This window comes from Bacillus sp. FSL W8-0629 (assembly GCF_038593225.1).
In the GTDB taxonomy this organism is placed as follows: Bacteria; Bacillota; Bacilli; order Bacillales; family Bacillaceae; genus Bacillus; species Bacillus altitudinis.
Genome location: NZ_CP151975.1, coordinates 1190603 through 1205660 on the forward strand (window position 1 = coordinate 1190603; position 15058 = coordinate 1205660).

23 protein-coding genes, 1 tRNA gene and 1 riboswitch are annotated in these 15058 nt (G+C 37.8%); of the genes, 16 read left to right on the forward strand and 8 right to left on the reverse strand.

The genetic code is table 11. The features are described from left to right. The first annotated feature begins 5 nt into the window (after positions 1 to 5). Positions 6 to 263, forward strand: a complete 258-nt coding sequence (locus NSQ17_RS06010; RefSeq protein ID WP_008348414.1) for a hypothetical protein — start codon at positions 6 to 8, stop codon at positions 261 to 263. An 83-nt stretch (positions 264 to 346) separates the two neighbouring features. Here the strand turns inward: NSQ17_RS06010 and NSQ17_RS06015 are convergent, their stop codons facing one another. From NSQ17_RS06015 to NSQ17_RS06025, 3 genes are read right to left on the reverse strand one after another with little or no spacing between them, the layout of a single operon-like run. Then, a complete protein-coding gene (locus NSQ17_RS06015; protein WP_008348412.1) occupies positions 347 to 781 on the reverse strand; it encodes a GNAT family N-acetyltransferase in 435 nt (144 codons plus the stop codon). A 6-nt stretch (positions 782 to 787) separates the two neighbouring features. Then, positions 788 to 1303 carry a YjcG family protein gene (locus NSQ17_RS06020; RefSeq protein ID WP_024720139.1) on the reverse strand — a complete coding sequence of 172 codons (516 nt, stop codon included), beginning with the start codon at positions 1301 to 1303 and terminating at the stop codon, positions 788 to 790. Between the two features lie 52 nt (positions 1304 to 1355). Then, on the reverse strand, positions 1356 to 2096 hold the full coding sequence (locus tag NSQ17_RS06025) for an esterase family protein (RefSeq protein WP_019743058.1): 741 nt from the start codon (positions 2094 to 2096) through the stop codon (positions 1356 to 1358). Positions 2097 to 2316: 220 nt separating this feature from the next. After that, positions 2317 to 2438, forward strand: a riboswitch (SAM riboswitch). A 79-nt stretch (positions 2439 to 2517) separates the two neighbouring features. Between NSQ17_RS06025 and NSQ17_RS06030 the strand changes: the two genes are divergently transcribed. The 3 genes from NSQ17_RS06030 (at position 2518) to NSQ17_RS06040 (ending at position 5012) form a co-directional block, all read left to right on the forward strand. Then, positions 2518 to 3636 (forward strand): methionine biosynthesis PLP-dependent protein, encoded by a 1119-nt coding sequence (locus NSQ17_RS06030; RefSeq protein ID WP_342467949.1) that lies wholly within the window; start codon positions 2518 to 2520, stop codon positions 3634 to 3636. Continuing rightward, positions 3633 to 4811, forward strand: a complete 1179-nt coding sequence (metC, locus tag NSQ17_RS06035) for a cystathionine beta-lyase (RefSeq protein WP_100324888.1) — start codon at positions 3633 to 3635, stop codon at positions 4809 to 4811. Before NSQ17_RS06030 ends, metC begins: the two co-directional genes overlap by 4 nt. A 128-nt stretch (positions 4812 to 4939) precedes the next feature. After that, positions 4940 to 5012 (forward strand) — tRNA-Val (locus NSQ17_RS06040). Positions 5013 to 5141: 129 nt separating this feature from the next. Here NSQ17_RS06040 and NSQ17_RS06045 read toward each other — a convergent pair. Further along, entirely contained in the window at positions 5142 to 5789 is a 648-nt protein-coding gene (locus tag NSQ17_RS06045; protein ID WP_138278402.1) for a site-specific integrase, read from the reverse strand. Positions 5790 to 5852: 63 nt separating this feature from the next. On the opposite strand from NSQ17_RS06045, the gene NSQ17_RS06050 reads away from it, so the two are divergent. Next, the gene (locus tag NSQ17_RS06050) at positions 5853 to 6188 is read left to right on the forward strand and encodes a YopX family protein (RefSeq protein WP_342467950.1); all 336 of its coding nucleotides are present in this window, start codon (positions 5853 to 5855) and stop codon (positions 6186 to 6188) included. Next, positions 6185 to 6667, forward strand: coding sequence for a hypothetical protein (locus NSQ17_RS06055; protein WP_167493201.1), 483 nt, complete (start codon positions 6185 to 6187; stop codon positions 6665 to 6667). Before NSQ17_RS06050 ends, NSQ17_RS06055 begins: the two co-directional genes overlap by 4 nt. Before the next feature lie 39 nt (positions 6668 to 6706). On the opposite strand, the gene NSQ17_RS06060 is transcribed toward NSQ17_RS06055, so the two are convergent. After that, positions 6707 to 6979 (reverse strand): hypothetical protein, encoded by a 273-nt coding sequence (locus NSQ17_RS06060; protein ID WP_138278405.1) that lies wholly within the window; start codon positions 6977 to 6979, stop codon positions 6707 to 6709. Between the two features lie 121 nt (positions 6980 to 7100). Here NSQ17_RS06060 and NSQ17_RS06065 point away from each other — a divergent pair, with 121 nt between their 5' ends. The 7 genes from NSQ17_RS06065 to NSQ17_RS06095 all read left to right on the forward strand — a co-directional run bounded on the left by NSQ17_RS06065 (position 7101) and on the right by NSQ17_RS06095 (position 11190). Next, positions 7101 to 7520, forward strand: a complete 420-nt coding sequence (locus NSQ17_RS06065) for a hypothetical protein (protein ID WP_138278406.1) — start codon at positions 7101 to 7103, stop codon at positions 7518 to 7520. Between the two features lie 39 nt (positions 7521 to 7559). Further along, positions 7560 to 8228, forward strand: a complete 669-nt coding sequence (locus NSQ17_RS06070) for a hypothetical protein (RefSeq protein WP_138278407.1) — start codon at positions 7560 to 7562, stop codon at positions 8226 to 8228. Between the two features lie 94 nt (positions 8229 to 8322). Then, a complete protein-coding gene (locus tag NSQ17_RS06075) occupies positions 8323 to 8778 on the forward strand; it encodes a sigma-70 family RNA polymerase sigma factor (RefSeq protein ID WP_138278408.1) in 456 nt (151 codons plus the stop codon). A gap of 109 nt (positions 8779 to 8887) precedes the next feature. After that, a complete protein-coding gene (locus tag NSQ17_RS06080) occupies positions 8888 to 9406 on the forward strand; it encodes a hypothetical protein (protein WP_056704939.1) in 519 nt (172 codons plus the stop codon). A 73-nt stretch (positions 9407 to 9479) separates the two neighbouring features. Beyond that, positions 9480 to 10079 (forward strand): hypothetical protein, encoded by a 600-nt coding sequence (locus tag NSQ17_RS06085; protein WP_056704936.1) that lies wholly within the window; start codon positions 9480 to 9482, stop codon positions 10077 to 10079. A gap of 144 nt (positions 10080 to 10223) precedes the next feature. Beyond that, positions 10224 to 10661, forward strand: coding sequence for a terminase small subunit (locus NSQ17_RS06090; protein ID WP_138278409.1), 438 nt, complete (start codon positions 10224 to 10226; stop codon positions 10659 to 10661). Then, a complete protein-coding gene (locus NSQ17_RS06095; RefSeq protein WP_235562241.1) occupies positions 10654 to 11190 on the forward strand; it encodes a phage terminase large subunit in 537 nt (178 codons plus the stop codon). Before NSQ17_RS06090 ends, NSQ17_RS06095 begins: the two co-directional genes overlap by 8 nt. 36 nt (positions 11191 to 11226) lie before the next feature. Here the strand turns inward: NSQ17_RS06095 and NSQ17_RS06100 are convergent, their stop codons facing one another. Together NSQ17_RS06100 and NSQ17_RS06105 are read right to left on the reverse strand one after the other, a co-directional pair. After that, on the reverse strand, positions 11227 to 11550 hold the full coding sequence (locus NSQ17_RS06100; RefSeq protein WP_008348386.1) for a hypothetical protein: 324 nt from the start codon (positions 11548 to 11550) through the stop codon (positions 11227 to 11229). Positions 11551 to 11571: 21 nt separating this feature from the next. After that, positions 11572 to 12117 carry a hypothetical protein gene (locus NSQ17_RS06105; protein ID WP_047945559.1) on the reverse strand — a complete coding sequence of 182 codons (546 nt, stop codon included), beginning with the start codon at positions 12115 to 12117 and terminating at the stop codon, positions 11572 to 11574. A 163-nt stretch (positions 12118 to 12280) separates the two neighbouring features. Here NSQ17_RS06105 and NSQ17_RS06110 point away from each other — a divergent pair, with 163 nt between their 5' ends. From NSQ17_RS06110 to NSQ17_RS06120, 3 genes are all read left to right on the forward strand, one after another. Further along, entirely contained in the window at positions 12281 to 12490 is a 210-nt protein-coding gene (locus NSQ17_RS06110) for a hypothetical protein (protein ID WP_342467951.1), read from the forward strand. A 626-nt stretch (positions 12491 to 13116) separates the two neighbouring features. Beyond that, on the forward strand, positions 13117 to 13338 hold the full coding sequence (locus tag NSQ17_RS06115) for a hypothetical protein (protein ID WP_056704928.1): 222 nt from the start codon (positions 13117 to 13119) through the stop codon (positions 13336 to 13338). A 136-nt stretch (positions 13339 to 13474) separates the two neighbouring features. Beyond that, on the forward strand, positions 13475 to 13699 hold the full coding sequence (locus tag NSQ17_RS06120; protein WP_047945565.1) for a hypothetical protein: 225 nt from the start codon (positions 13475 to 13477) through the stop codon (positions 13697 to 13699). 403 nt (positions 13700 to 14102) lie between these two features. Here the strand turns inward: NSQ17_RS06120 and NSQ17_RS06125 are convergent, their stop codons facing one another. Next, on the reverse strand, positions 14103 to 15047 hold the full coding sequence (locus NSQ17_RS06125) for an acetyl-CoA carboxylase carboxyltransferase subunit alpha (RefSeq protein WP_342467952.1): 945 nt from the start codon (positions 15045 to 15047) through the stop codon (positions 14103 to 14105). Between the last annotated feature and the right edge of the window lie 11 nt (positions 15048 to 15058).

The window sequence follows — 15058 nt, forward strand, 5'->3', positions numbered from 1 at the left end:
TCTTGATGGGATATATAGCCCCGATTCAGCCGGATCTGTATTTTCAATATATCAATCGTCCTGCTCCTCAGGATAAAGAAGACTATGCGAAAGTGACGAAGGTCACCCGCACCTTTCATGACAAGGTATACAGAGAGCTGGAGAAAAAAGAGGACTTAGTGACAGAAGCGGAAACGAAAGTACAGCAAAAAAAGCGGGAACGCTTTGTACGAGATATGTTTATGGAAGAAGGTAAGGGCGTTCATATCAATACTTACGTCTAAATGACTGCGCTTTCTTCCTGAGCGAACGAGATGGAATCAATAAAAAGCCAGAGCATCCATGATGCCCTGGCTTTTTATTTTCGTTAAACGGATAGTGTTTTTGTCATTTTGACATGTGTAATCCCTGCTTCTTCAAACGGTTCTGAAACGGCTTTGTAGCCTTTCTTTTCGTAGAAAGGAAGAGCTTGGACTTGTGCATGCATGACAGCTTCTTTCGCTCCGTTTGCCATCGCTTCAGACTCAAGTGCTTCTAAAAGCTGATGGCCAAGACCGAAAGAGCGCGCCTCTTTTAATACACAAATTCGTTCAAGCTTTGCCTTATGACCTTCAATTATGCGCAGTCTAGCAGCAGCTTGTGGTTTGTTGTCATCATTATAAATGACAAAATGAATGGCTTCGTCCTCAAGTTCATCAATTTCGATCTCTAACGGGACTTCTTGTTCTTTTACGAAAACTTCTTTTCGAACATAATAAGCATCTTCTCGTTGTGTTTGTTCTTTTACGATGACTGTATTCAAATGTCTTTAACCCTCTTCTCCTAAGATAAATGTTTCATAAACGGTCCAAGAACCGTTCTCTAATTGATATAAAAGATGGAAGCGGTCAACCGTTTCCTCGTGGTCAATTTTTCTGAGCTTCAATGTGCCTAGAACGTCTGAATGCTCATCGTCTGATAACTTTTGAGCCACTGTCACATGCGGAACAAATGCATATTCAGGTGTACCAGCAAGCGGATCAGTGTACAACTTCTCATTGAGAGTCATTAATTCTTCGTTCGGTTCTACTTTCATATAAATCACGTTGTTTACAGGAGCGAATGAACTGAATTTTTTAATACGTAACGTAATAGGAGAAGCATTTTTTGCGTACTCTCGCAAGGTGGAGACGACCTCAGCTGCTTCTAGATCCGTTAATTCAAAAGGTGTTCTTAATGTTAAATGAGGTGGTATGAGTGCATAGTTCGGATCATAACGTTTCCGATAAGAGTTCGCAATGTCTTGCAATTTTTTTGATGGAAATAAAACAACTCCGTATTTCATCATGTTCCCTCCTGATTAAGAAAGTATTTATTATTTTTTATTATAACAAAATTCAGTTGATTAACGAATATGGGAGCATTCTTTTTAACGAAGGTGAAATGAGCGGCTGCCAAAACGTCCATTTATGATCGCCTTCGAATGTCTCAAATAAATAATCCGCACCGGACTTCTCCAAAAGGACCTTTAATTCTTCGTTCGGCTGAATAAAGTCTAGCACTTGCCCATCTGTCGTTTTCACAGCTGTTTCTTCTAACCCGATTTGATGGATAATGGCATAATGAGCAAGGGATGATGACTGTTTGACTGCTTGCAGAACAGACTCATCCACGTAAGGAGACTGCAAAATCAGTCCGCCAAATAACGAAGGATAATCAATGGCTGTCATAAGTGAGATCGTAGCACCTAATGAATCACCAATAAATGTACGACCTGATCCAACTTGATACGTTGGATAGTGTTCATCAATATACGGAACTAGTTCATTTGCCAAAAAGCGTTTATACGCCTCGAACTTTGGTCCGTCTGGATGATACGTATTTCGTCTTTCAGTAACATTTTCATATGGGACACCAATGATAATCGAGCGTTCCATTTCTTTGTTTTGCATTAATTCTTCCGCTTGTCTGCCTATTTTACCTAGACGGAAATAATCATGACCATCTTGTGCAATGATGACATGATATGTATAAAGGGGGGAGTAATTGACTGGTAAATAAATCAAAATGGTCATATCTGCCCCAAGTTCTTTTGACTGTAAGGTTTCTTCTTGAATGATGCCTGTTTTCTTCACCATAATCCATTCCTCCAGCTAACCAAATTCATCATAAGTGAAACGTTTCCATTCATTGTAACACGAAAAACAGCGTTGTTCCTATATGCTAACATGCAATCAAATTGGCTAACATTCAATCTGCTACAAAATACAGAAAATTTTAATTAATCGTTACATTTCCCCTTGAAAAATGAGGTTTAATGCGTTACAGTATTAAGAATTAGAACAGACAGACAACACATTCTTATCGTGAGAGGTGGAGGGACTGGCCCTTTGAAACCTCAGCAACCGGTATGCATCACTTCATGTGATGTACCAAGGTGCTAAATCCAGCAAGCAGCTTTTTTGCTTGGAAGATAAGAGGAAGCGATTAAACCCCTTCTTCTTATGAAGAAGGGGTTTTTCTGTTTTGAAATTAGATTTTTACTTAGGATGGTGTCAAATGACAGAACATGTGGAAACGAAGTTAGCGCAAATTGGAAACCGCAGCGAAGAGGTGACTGGTACTGTCAGTCCTCCCGTTTATCTTTCAACAGCTTACAGACATAGAGGCATTGGAGAATCAACAGGATTTGATTATATTCGGACGAAAAACCCAACAAGGCAGCTTGTAGAAGATGCGATTGCTTCACTCGAAGAAGGAACGGCCGGTTTTGCCTTCAGTTCGGGAATGGCTGCCATCCAAACGATCATGGCGCTGTTTGAGAGCGGGGATGAACTCATTGTTTCATCAGATTTATATGGCGGTACATACCGTCTATTTGAAAACGAATGGAAAAAGTACGGACTGCGCTTTGTTTATGATGATTTTTCAGATGAAGACTGTTTACGCTCTAAAATGACGCCAAATACAAAAGCCGTCTTTATTGAAACGCCAACAAACCCACTCATGCAGGAAGCGGATATTCAAAAGGTTGCGAAAATCGCAAAAGAACACGGTGCATTGGTCATTGTGGATAACACCTTTTATACGCCCGTCTTGCAAAAACCGATTACACTCGGAGCGAACATTGTCATTCATAGTGCAACCAAATATTTAGGCGGACATAACGATGTTCTTGCCGGACTTGTCGTCACAAAAGGAGAGAAGCTATCTGAAGACATGTTCCAGCATCAAAACGCCATTGGGGCGGTTTTATCTCCATTTGACTCATGGCTTTTAATGAGAGGAATGAAAACATTGGCGCTGAGAATGCGTCAGCACGAGGCAAATGCGAAGGAATTAGCTGACTTTCTAAAGCAGCAGCCGGAAATTCAAGATGTCCTTTACCCAGGCAAGGGAGGCATGCTGTCATTCCGAGTAGCCAAAGAGGACTGGGTCAATCCATTTTTAAAGCAGCTGAAAACGATTTGTTTTGCTGAAAGCCTTGGCGGAGTTGAAAGCTTCATTACGTATCCTGCAACGCAAACCCATATGGACATCCCAGAAGAGATTCGCATCGCAAACGGTGTGTGTAACAAATTGCTCCGTTTCTCAGTCGGGATTGAGCATGTGGAGGACCTAAAAGCAGACCTGAAACAGGCACTATCAAATGTGAAAGAGGAGGTACACACGAAATGACCACACACGATTGGACACTAGAAACACAACTCGTTCATAATGCGTTTAAAACAGACCGTTCAACAGGTGCAGTCAGTGTACCGATTCAACATGCATCGACGTTTCACCAAAGCAGCTTCGATGACTTTGGTCAATATGACTACTCCCGATCAGGCACCCCTACACGTCAGGCATTAGAGGATACCATTGCAGCGCTAGAAGGAGGAACAAGGGGTCTTGCCTTTGCGTCAGGTATGGCAGCCATTTCAACCGCTTTTCTTCTATTATCAAAAGGAGATCATGTCCTTGTCACAAGAGATGTGTACGGCGGGACTTTCCGAATGATCACCCAAGTTCTTTCGAGATTTGGGATTGAGCATACCTTTGTGGACATGACTGATTTGAATGAAGTGAAACAAGGCATTCAATCAAATACAAAAGTCATTTACATGGAAACACCGTCAAACCCTACACTCGGTATTACGGATATTGAAGGTGTCGTACAGATTGCGAAAGAACATGACTGTCTGACTTTCTTAGATAATACGTTTTTAACGCCTGCGCTTCAGCGTCCGCTGGACCTTGGTGTTGATGTTGTGCTGCACAGCGCAACGAAATTTTTAAGCGGCCACAGTGATGTACTGTCAGGCTTAGCAGTGGTGAAAGATGAGAAGCTAGGAGACGAACTTTATTCGCTGCAAAACTCCTTCGGGGCGGTACTTGGCGTACAGGATTGCTGGCTTGTGCTTAGAGGATTAAAGACCCTTCAAGTCAGATTAGAAAAAGCCAGTCAAACCGCATTAGAACTGGCTTCATTCCTCAAAGAACATCCTGCGGTCAAAAAAGTATATTACCCAGGATTAGATGATCACCCAGGGGCAGACATTCAGCGGAAGCAGGCGAGCGGTGCAGGTGCTGTTCTTTCATTTGAACTAGAAAACCAAGCGGCTGTCAAAGAATTGGTCGATGGCGTCACATTACCTGTATTCGCCGTCAGCCTCGGAGCAGTCGAATCCATTCTTTCCTATCCGGCCAAAATGTCCCATGCCGCTATGCCAAAAGAAGAAAGAGAAAAAAGAGGCATCACGGATGGTTTACTTCGATTAAGTGTGGGCGTAGAAAACGGAGAAGACCTCAAAAGGGACTTCAAACAAGCACTAGATCAACTAAAGCCAGCTCTTGTAAACCAATCATAAAAGTCAGTAAAAAGCCGGTATGGATACCGGCTTTGTGCCTTTTTTGAACAAAACCATTGACGATTGATCATGATGGTTATATAATAGAGACTGTCAGTAACAGAAAGCCCAGAACTGATACATAACCCGATTCCGTAGCTCAGCTGGGAGAGCGCTACCTTGACAGGGTAGAGGTCGCTGGTTCGAGCCCAGTCGGAATCATCGTTGAAACCCTTGCCTAGCAAGGGTTTTTTGTTTTTATCTTTCCACATAAAACAAAGATTTCGACTTGTGGGGCCATTCTTTCAAAAAAAGTTATGAAATTGATCAAATGGTCTATTAATATTTAAATTAATTTGCGGTTTCGCTACGAGCTGTTTTAAACACATCGAATTTATCAGCTGTATCTTTATCAACTTTTTCTGTTACATGACTATATGTGTCAGAAAGAACTTTAAGGCGTTCATGACCACTTCTTTTTTGGATGGCTTTCATTTGAGCACCAGCTTCAATAAGAAGAGTAACCATTGTATGCCTTAGATCATGAAGTCTTATTTCTTTTATCTCAGCTTTTTTTCTAAACTTATCCCATCGAGCGGTTGGAGTTGTATAGTAAAATGGTTTTCCGCTGCCGTTGTGGAATAAAAATTCAAATGTACCGCCTTCCCATTCTTCACCAACTTTCATTTTTTCTTTCCTCCACCACAAATAATATTTCTGTAAATCTTCCATATACCATTCAGGCATTGAAACGAAACGACTTTTTTTGTTTTTAGTGGCTTTTATATACGCTTCTCCATTTTTAGTCTTGGACAAACTGCGGCTTATATTCAATCCTCCTTTATCCCAATCAACGTCTTTCCATTCTAAAGCCAGACCCTCACCTCTTCTTGTACCGGCAATTAACGTTGTTAAAAAATACATTCTCCACCAAATAGGCTCTAATTCATATAGTTTAGAAATGCACAAAGCAGCTTCTTCTGAATCAAAAAATCCCATCTCTTTTTTTCGATTTTTGGTGGTTTTAGTCCTTTCATAGGGTTCTCAGGAAGGATACAACGAATGTTCTACAATGTCCAATCAGGTATTTATATGGTTCCAGATGAATTTGAAAGTTTTAACGACATACTCGGGTTAGCACGTTATAAAGTGATGCAGTTCACAGGATTGAAGGATTGTAACGGCGTTGAGATTTATGAGGGGGGATTTCTAAAAATCATCTCAGCCTACAATGGACAAGAGATAATAGCAACAGTTAGATATGAAAATTCTCTTGCGTCATTTGTGTTTGAAACAGGAGAAGATCAAGGGTATTCGAGAATTGATGCAAGTTTTAAAGGGATCGAAGTCATCGGGAACATCTATCAAAATTCTGATCTATTGGAGGAAACACAATGAACGAAAACAACCTGATCATTACAAAAGTGATTGAAAAACTACATCGCCAGCAGGAAAAAGGCCTGCAAAAGTACGGGGTTGAGGTTGAAACCTCATCCCACGACTTAAAAGGATGGTTGCGACATGCGCAGGAAGAAGCAATTGATTTTGCGACATACCTTGAAACGGCCATTCAGTTGCTGGAAGAACAGGTTAATAGAAAAGACGAGGAAATGAAGTTTTATGAGGTAAACGAGCCGTATTACGCACTGATCAAAGCGAAAAACGATGAAAATGCTATGACAATCTATACTGATGTTGTCGCTGATGATGATGGCGGATTATCAGAAGAAATAACCGAAGTTACAGAAGCATATGCAACAATCATATACAGCCGAGTAAATGGAGAGGACAACAATATGATCCCGGTCAAAGAAGTGCTTGAGCATTTAACAAGTGAAGAAGAAATGGTGCTGATTATTGATGGCAGCTTGATATAAATAAAAAAGAGGGAGTTTTCCCTCTTTTAAAAGTAATATTCACGTCAATGTCGAGTACCAGCAACGCTCATATGCGCCATACCAAATACCTGAGTAAGTTTGCGCACCTTTTAGATACCAATTATAGGTGCCGTCGTTATAAATTGCTGGTATTGCATTTCTTGAAAAGTATGGACCAAATATTTCAGAAGTACAATGCTTCCATGTTTCGTTAGGAGTAGCAGCGTCTGCTTGTGCAGTAAAAAAAGCAGATGAAGAAAATAGCAAAGCGAGTGATAGAACTGAACTTGCAATTACTTTTCTGATTTGCATGATTGATGCTCCTTTTCATTTGGGATAATAGTCTTACAAGTTTAATAATACTATATATTCAAAAATAAACCATATGAAAATTTATTTAACTTATATGGGAATAAATATCGGGGGTTGTGAAATGAAAAAACTACTAATCACACTAACTATTATTATTGCGGCGGTGCTTTATGCGCCGTCTGTTGCGGCAGTAACAAGCGAATATAAAACAATTGGAGGGCATACAGTCAGCGTGTCGACGGATGCCAATTCATACACGCCGAGAGCCAAAAGTATTGATGTCACGGCACGTAAAACGGGAAATGAGACAGTATACTACCGCTTCACGTTACAAAAGAAGGTGAGCGGCAAATGGAAAGATCAACGGTTTAGTCTCGTTGGATCGTTTAAGACCGCCACGCCTGCAAAAGAGTTTTACATCGTCAACCATACAGTTGGCACGCACCGTATCAAAATGACGATATACAAAAACACCAATTGGACAGGTGTTAAGGGCTACATCTATACGCCAGCTTTTGAAGTGAAAAAGATGTTGAAATAAAGAATTTAATGTAATATTAAGTAAAAAAGGGAGAAATATATGAAACAACAAATTTTAGTCCCCAATATGGTTTATAAATTTATGGAGCCTAAGTATTTAAAAAAAATTCAAGATGATAAGAAAATTTTTATTAATTTTCTTGGTAATTATTCAACTGATAAATATGGGAATGCCATTGGTGATGACGATGAAGGTAAGCTTAATATCAGTGTTGAAATTAATAACCACATATTAGGTGATGGAAATGAAAGTGATTTAGATCATTACATGAATAATTTTTTTACTAAAGGAGATCCAAACGCAAAACTTCAGATAACGGGTGGTACTTTTTTAACACAAAATTTTGATAACAACTTTTATAATTATTGCGTTGCATTAGAGTATAGAGAAGAAATTAGAAAAGAGTTTGGCGGGGCCGTAATGGTGATCAGAAATTTCCCGAAATTTATAGAAGAGTTGAATAAAAAATTAAAGAAAAGAAAGATTGGTTTTGTATCTGCCGAGCAATGCGAATATGTTGTAAATAGAGAAAAAATTTATACTCAGAATAACTTCAGGTATGAAAATCCAGCTACTATTAAAGAATCAAAATATGAGTATCAGCAAGAATATAGATTATTATGGAAACCATTTAGTGGAATTAAAATAACTAAACCAATTGAAGTGTATTGTCCAAAAGCACTTGAATATTGTACATTCCATTTTTAATAAGTCCAAGACGGAGAGCCTGCGGACACTGATCAACACCTTTTAAGGGTGCTGGTTGGTGCCCGTTTTTTATTTCTTAGAAAGGAGTGGCACCATGAATAAAAAGGAGATCGAAGAACTCATTCACAATTATCACTGGATGGCGAAAGAGGTTCAACGGCTTCAACGTGTTTTATATGGCACTGACATACCTATGCGCAGCTGGGGCGTTGCTCAATACGGCATCGAGGCAACATTGCAAAAAGGGAGCAAAGGAAAGAGCCAAGCTGAATTACGTGACATGGATATGAGGGAAGAAAGATTGTTTAAGAGACTTCGAAAGTTTGAAGAACGTGTATATGCAATAGAGGCAGCAGCAAGCAAAATCGAAGGTGAAAAGCACAGGGTGGTCTATGACTGCATGATGGAAGGTATGAGTTATCGAGCCATTGGACTTCACTTGGGCCTGTCTCGTGAAAAGGTACGGCAGATGAAAGATAATATCATCGACCAAATATGCCAATATTGCCACTTTGTGCATATCTTGAATGACGAAAAATCCGTAGTGTAAAATGGAAGGCAGGACGGGGAGGCACAATTTTCCCGCGTCACCAATTCTTATTTTAAATAAAACTATGATAATCTTAAGTTACAAAATAAGAATTGGATGTGAATTACAAATGAAACTAGAATCTCAAAATATAAGTGAGGCTATCATTCGTAACTGGGGCCTTCCAGAAGCTTTATTAAGTCATAATGAAGATATTGAATTTAGATTCTCTGATGAAGGAATGAAAGAAAGTATTAGGACGGGTTATCACATTAATGACATGTCTTGTAAATTTTGTATATATAATGTAAGAGAGGATAAGCCTTTATTCAGTATGGATTTTCACGAAAAATTTTCTATTACGGAACGTTTTACTAAGACTTATGATGCTCAAAAAAACAGACCATTAATGCTACAACTAATACACGTACATGACGGCTCTTTAAGGAAAGGAGGAATAGCAACATTTTATATTGAAAAATTGATTGAGTATGCTAAATCAATTAAGAGTGATCATATTATTGTTAATAAAGTGAATGCAGAATCTCCAGATTTCAGAAGTGATCAAAATAATGCTTTGAAGCAGGATGAGTTAAAGAAATTCTATAAAAAGTTTGATACTCCTGAAATGCCAATAATACTAAATTGATTTTCGTTCGACAAATTTTGCGAATAGTTCCATGTGCTCGCTTTCTGCCGATATAAAGGCGGGGGTGATAAAGGTGAATTTTGAATCTAAATATTTAGTAAGATGGGGACTCCCTGGATGGGTGTTTATGATATTTATAACCCTGCTGTATTTAATAAACAAACCAGAGTATATACCCCAAATTCTAAAGTATAAAGGTTTCTCGCTAGTAGGTTTTACTGCACTAGCAGCAGCACTAGGATTAATTTTAGGGCATATCATTCATCAGATTAGTTTGTTTTTCTGGTTTGTAATTCCAGAATACAGAAAAAGAAAATGGTTAGTTTACTTTGATAAAGAATTTAAAATAGATAAGCGAATCATTGAAGAAGAACTTGGGAAAGGAATTAAAAACATATACAGTTATCGTTTAGGGCAACTACATGCGAGAAGAGGCTTACTTACAAGTTTAATGCTGTCATTTGTGACTATAGCAGTCCTCTGTTGGACAGATTTAACCTTACTCAGCGGAAAAACGATAATACTTGAAATTGGTAACGGTGTTCTAATAATGATTATGCTGATAAATTATCACTATTTTGATAGAAACCTAGAATATTTTATGGACAGAGTAAATGAGTTTAAAAAACAAAGTAATTCAAGTGATAACTCTGAACAATCTAATAATGAATAAAATGGCGCCTCTATTATTAAGGTGCTTTTTTTGTTCCCTGTAAACTGCTTCCGGTGAAGAATCTCTATAAAAAATATCGGCTTAAAGGTAGAGTGCGGCGGCAGTTTAGAGTGAATAAATTAAAAGGGGGTAAGGTGATATGCAATGAAACTGACAGAAAAACAGAAGCGCTTTGCTGACTACTACATCGAACTAGGAAATGCTACAGAAGCCGCTAGGAAAGCAGGATACAGCTCTAAGACCGCTAAATCAATCGGTCAAGAGAACCTGACTAAACCTGACATTAAATCCTATATAAAAGAGCGGTTGGATGAAAAGGATGCTGAAAGGATAGCTTCACAGGACGAGATTCTTGAGTTTCTAACTGCTGTCATGCGTGGAGAGAAAACAGAGCAAATACCTGTTGGCTTAGGCGAAGGCGCACAGCAATTAGAAGATAAAGACCCTTATCTAAAGGATCGTGTAAAAGCAGCTGAGCTGTTAGGGAAGCGTCATTCTATGTGGACAGATAAAGTTGATATGGTGGGACCTGTTGGCGTTCGTATTGTTGATGATATAGGTGATATCGATGACCATGATTAAAATATCGGAAGTGCTGGCACCGGCATTTCATGAGTTTTGGAGATGCAGGAGAGCAAAAGAGCATCTTCATTACGTTATGAAGGGCGGCCGTGCTTCTGGCAAATCGTTTAGCGTGGGTGTTGGAGTAGTAACAGACATCATTGAATACCCTGTTTCCGCTCTCGTGCTGCGTAAAGTACAGAACACGCTTGTTAAATCTGTTTTCGCACAAATAAAGCAAGCAACGGTAACGCTGGGTGTCTCTCATCTATTCAAGTTTGTTCCTTCTAGGTTAGAAATCACATACAAGCCGAGAGGGAACAAGATATATTTTGCAGGGGCTGACGATCCTGAAAAGCTCAAATCAATCAAAGACGCTGACTTTCCAATAGGTGTTATGTGGATTGAAGAGCTTGCAGAATTTAAGTCAGATGAAGAAGTAAGCACTATTATGAACTCGGTTCTACGTGAAGAACTAACACACAAAACAAAGCCGGACAACCCACGTAAACGAGCACAAGTATTTCTAAAGAGAGGTGCCTATATGTAATTGATGGCAATAAAAAAGACCTTCAAACCAAGGCCATTAATTGAATTTCTTTTTTAATCCATCCATCATATCTGCATCATAAAAAGATTGTAAAAGCTCATCTACATTGATTTTTTTATCCTTCTTGCTTAGAAATTGATTGATAATCTCTTCATATTCTTCTCTAGTATTTCCTTCAATATCTGAAAGGTTTAATTCTTCACCAAAGTGTCTAATGAACGCTGTCCTTGTTATATCATATGCCTTTTTGTTTTCTTCTTCACAGGTGCAAAATGCTCCTGAGAGAGTAATGAGGAATTGAACGTCTTCATCGTCTAAACCATTTGATTTTTGAAATTGAATGAATTGATTTTGTGACATATATATGTACCATCCTTTTATCTAAAGTATGAGTAAATCAGCAGTGAGAACAATGTATTCAACAACAAGTCCAATTGTATCAGCTACACCTGAGTCTATATGTTTTTTAAGCTCTGCAGAAACAACTTTTCGAGCCCTACTTGCTGCATTTTTTGGCGTATCAATAATTTTTTCTAATTCTTTAATGATCTTGTTTGCATTTTTGACAGTACCATTTACAGCTTCCTTTCCAAAACGTTGCTGTAAAACCCATTTTGCCCAGTCGTTATTCACTAAGCCTTTAATTACTTTTATTGCTGCCTTAATAGCCGCACCCTTAGGGCCATTTGTAGTAGCAAGTGGATCATTGTTAGCATTCTCAATAGCTTTAAATGCTTGAAGCAAGGCTTCTTGTTTTTCTAATGGTACATCTCTTAAAGCAAGTTGTTTTTGTAGCTCAGTAGGATTGAAAGTTACTGCCAAATTTTCTTTCTGTTCGATCTTTTCTGCTGCATATGTAGCTGTTGTGGGAATGAAAACTGCTGCTGATATGAGAACTAGCAACATCTTAACAAAAAACTTTTTCATTGGAATACTTCCTTTCTAATCATTTTTCAATAGTGAGGATATCACAGAAAGGAATTAATTTTACATAAATTAGAATAAATGAGCTTTAAATCACATGCTGTTTGTCTTTGTTTAATTCGATGTGTTACTAATTTCTTAAATCTTGAAAAGGGCATATTTACGCATGAAAAAACCATCTACACATCAATGTAAGTGGCTACTTGTCTATCTAATTTTTTATTTATTTGAATTCATTCTTTACATCATCAATGAATTCAATAATATTGTATTCAATTTCTTTTTAGATGTAAGGTTAATAGATGAGTTACTATTTGTAACAATCATGAGCACATTAGGGCTATTCCTACTGCTCATGATCGTCATTTCTAGCTGATTAGAAAAGTGTTGGCGCACTATCTAATCTGATGGGTTGGTACGCGCCCGTGATACCAGCCCATTCTAACTTAATTTAGTTTATATTCAATAGGTCGTGCATTTTACAAGGCAAGTAAAGTTTACCTCACCTAACTAAATAGAATTAGTCTATACTCCTAGATCAAGGTGTTGTCTTTAGTGATGCCATTTTTAAGGATAAGACTGTCGTGGAATGTGCTAACACTTTAAACTTAAAAGGGTAGTGACTCAGCCGATGCGATAAATGAGGATAGGATACCACTGTGCTTCACTATTTGCACATGTATCTGAAAGGCGAAAGCTGCCATTAAGTGCTGTACGAAGGATGGGTGTATCGTTTCTGACGATGCAGGACAAGCCACAAGTATCAAAACTCAAACTTGAGGATTGAGAAACTGTTCGGGACACTTGACACAGTAGTGCAGTATTACAAAGGGAGTAGTTTTAACCTACAGTGGGGATCTCATAAATACCTACCGTCATTTAAAATGACATCAGCTTATGTCAAAACGCATATTTGCGTTCAGTCGTTTAAAACTATGATATTCTTTCCATTCAATCTAAATCCCCTGTATAATTAAGGGAAATTAATTAGGAGGATTAAAAGTGAAGGTTCTTAGATTTGAATATGAGAATAATAGATTTGAATTACACACAATGTTTATAGACGATATTTCAAACATGAAAGATAATGATATTCAAAGAGATATGTTGTTTAAGAGTAAAAATATAGTTAAAGCTGCTTTGGGCTTTGAAGGATATTTGAAAGTAGAAAGCTTTTCGACTTATGAAGAAACCAACTCTGTATATTGCTCATATACGTTTTGAAAGGATAACAAGATAAGAAGCGATTAGAACGTGAGTTAGATGAAGCTAAGAATATGGATCACGATGAATTGATTGAAGATTAATTATTAACTCATGTTATCATGGAAGAAAATGGATTATGGGGGATTGTCAATAAATGCTCAAATCAAAATTAATTGTTTGGACTTTTATCATTGCGACTGGATTCTATATGCTCATAAGTATATGGAACATTGCTGTATTTCCAGATAAGACATGGACAGATTACGCAGGACAGATTTTGATTGTAGTTTTTGGAAGTATGGTGAATGGTTTAATCGCTGCATTCTTTATGTACGCAGCAGCTATGTTAGTGAAATATATTAATGGTGATAAAGCTTAAAACAGGTGTATAAAAAAGTAATAAAAAAGGTAACATTTTTTTTGGTTTTAAAAAATACGAAGGAACACCAGAGGATCTCAGTGATACTCACAGGATGCCATATACCTACCTTGACAGGGAAGAGGTCGCTGGTTCGAGCCCAGTCGGAATCATCGTTGAAACCCTTGCCTAGCAAGGGTTTTTTGTTTTCTTGACAACGAATTTTTGTTCTGTTTCTTTTGGTTGGGGACGAATTGGGGACGAACTTTATCCACCAGATTGTTTCTCAGTACTTTTAGAATCAAAAAATCCCTTTTCCATACCGATCACACACTTTTAATAGTATCAGCATATCAAGTTTAAGAGGTTACTTACAAAATATTTAGAACTTTTTCGTAAGAATCCTCAGAAATGTAATAGATTTTCATTTATAATTCTCTATTTGTCTATACTTCTCATATCGCTGTTGTATAAGCTCTTCCGAGGATAATCGTATCAATTTTTTAAGAGATGATTCGATTGCAGATTCAATCAATTTTGCTTGTGATTTTATATCATTTTGTGCTCCACCCTTAATTTCAGGAATGATTTCATCAATAATTCCTAAATGCTTTAAATCTTTTGCTGAAATTTTCATGTGTTTAGCAGCTTCTGGAGCATACTTAGCATCCTTCCATAGGATAGATGCTGCTCCTTCTGGCGAAATGACCGAGTACCATGAATACTCTAACATATGGATATGGTTACCGACACTAATACCAAGAGCTCCACCACTTGATGCCTCTCCAATTACAATACAAACAATTGGCACTTTAAGTGTAGCCATTTCCAATAGATTTCGAGCTATTGCTTCAGAAATTCCACGTTCTTCAGACCCTTTCCCTGGATAGGCGCCAATTGTATCAATAAATGTAATAATAGGGCGATTAAATTTATCAGCTTGTTTCATCAGTCTTAGCGCTTTTCTATATCCTTCTGGATGTGACATTCCAAAATTTCTTTCTATATTTTCCTTTGTACTTCTCCCTCTTTGATGACCTATAACCGTAACGGGCACTCCTTTAAATTTTGCAATACCACCTATCATTGCTTGATCATCACCATATAATCGATCACCATGAAGTTCTAGAAAGTTTGTAAACAATAAAGGTATATAGTCCAATGTCGTGGGCCTGTTACGTAGCCTTGCAATTTGAACTCGTTGAAAAGGTGTAAGATTAAAATAAATTTCATCTTGCATTTTATTTAAACGTTTTTCTAATTCTTGAATTTCTGATGATAAATCTACATTATGTTCTTTCATCATTTTCTTTAATTCATCAAATTTCTCTTTTAGTTCAATAATAGGACGTTCAAAATCCAAACTCATTTTATCCTCCA

Bases quoted from the DNA above. Each gene is read 5' to 3' on its own strand.
- NSQ17_RS06080 (WP_056704939.1), top strand. From the start codon at position 8,888: ATGAAACTAGAATCTCAAAATATAAGTGAGGCTATCATTCGTAACTGG.
- NSQ17_RS06020 (WP_024720139.1), bottom strand. From the start codon at position 1,303: ATGAAATACGGAGTTGTTTTATTTCCATCAAAAAAATTGCAAGACATT.
- NSQ17_RS06095 (WP_235562241.1), top strand. From the start codon at position 10,654: ATGATTAAAATATCGGAAGTGCTGGCACCGGCATTTCATGAGTTTTGG.
- NSQ17_RS06025 (WP_019743058.1), bottom strand. From the start codon at position 2,096: ATGGTGAAGAAAACAGGCATCATTCAAGAAGAAACCTTACAGTCAAAA.
- NSQ17_RS06120 (WP_047945565.1), top strand. From the start codon at position 13,475: ATGCTCAAATCAAAATTAATTGTTTGGACTTTTATCATTGCGACTGGA.
- NSQ17_RS06050 (WP_342467950.1), top strand. From the start codon at position 5,853: ATGTTCTACAATGTCCAATCAGGTATTTATATGGTTCCAGATGAATTT.
- NSQ17_RS06030 (WP_342467949.1), top strand. From the start codon at position 2,518: ATGACAGAACATGTGGAAACGAAGTTAGCGCAAATTGGAAACCGCAGC.
- NSQ17_RS06100 (WP_008348386.1), bottom strand. From the start codon at position 11,550: ATGTCACAAAATCAATTCATTCAATTTCAAAAATCAAATGGTTTAGAC.
- NSQ17_RS06110 (WP_342467951.1), top strand. From the start codon at position 12,281: ATGAAAAAACCATCTACACATCAATGTAAGTGGCTACTTGTCTATCTA.
- NSQ17_RS06055 (WP_167493201.1), top strand. From the start codon at position 6,185: ATGAACGAAAACAACCTGATCATTACAAAAGTGATTGAAAAACTACAT.
- NSQ17_RS06105 (WP_047945559.1), bottom strand. From the start codon at position 12,117: ATGAAAAAGTTTTTTGTTAAGATGTTGCTAGTTCTCATATCAGCAGCA.
- NSQ17_RS06010 (WP_008348414.1), top strand. From the start codon at position 6: ATGGGATATATAGCCCCGATTCAGCCGGATCTGTATTTTCAATATATC.
- NSQ17_RS06070 (WP_138278407.1), top strand. From the start codon at position 7,560: ATGAAACAACAAATTTTAGTCCCCAATATGGTTTATAAATTTATGGAG.
- NSQ17_RS06075 (WP_138278408.1), top strand. From the start codon at position 8,323: ATGAATAAAAAGGAGATCGAAGAACTCATTCACAATTATCACTGGATG.
- NSQ17_RS06125 (WP_342467952.1), bottom strand. From the start codon at position 15,047: ATGAGTTTGGATTTTGAACGTCCTATTATTGAACTAAAAGAGAAATTT.
- metC (WP_100324888.1), top strand. From the start codon at position 3,633: ATGACCACACACGATTGGACACTAGAAACACAACTCGTTCATAATGCG.
- NSQ17_RS06045 (WP_138278402.1), bottom strand. From the start codon at position 5,789: ATGGGATTTTTTGATTCAGAAGAAGCTGCTTTGTGCATTTCTAAACTA.
- NSQ17_RS06065 (WP_138278406.1), top strand. From the start codon at position 7,101: ATGAAAAAACTACTAATCACACTAACTATTATTATTGCGGCGGTGCTT.
- NSQ17_RS06060 (WP_138278405.1), bottom strand. From the start codon at position 6,979: ATGCAAATCAGAAAAGTAATTGCAAGTTCAGTTCTATCACTCGCTTTG.
- NSQ17_RS06090 (WP_138278409.1), top strand. From the start codon at position 10,224: ATGAAACTGACAGAAAAACAGAAGCGCTTTGCTGACTACTACATCGAA.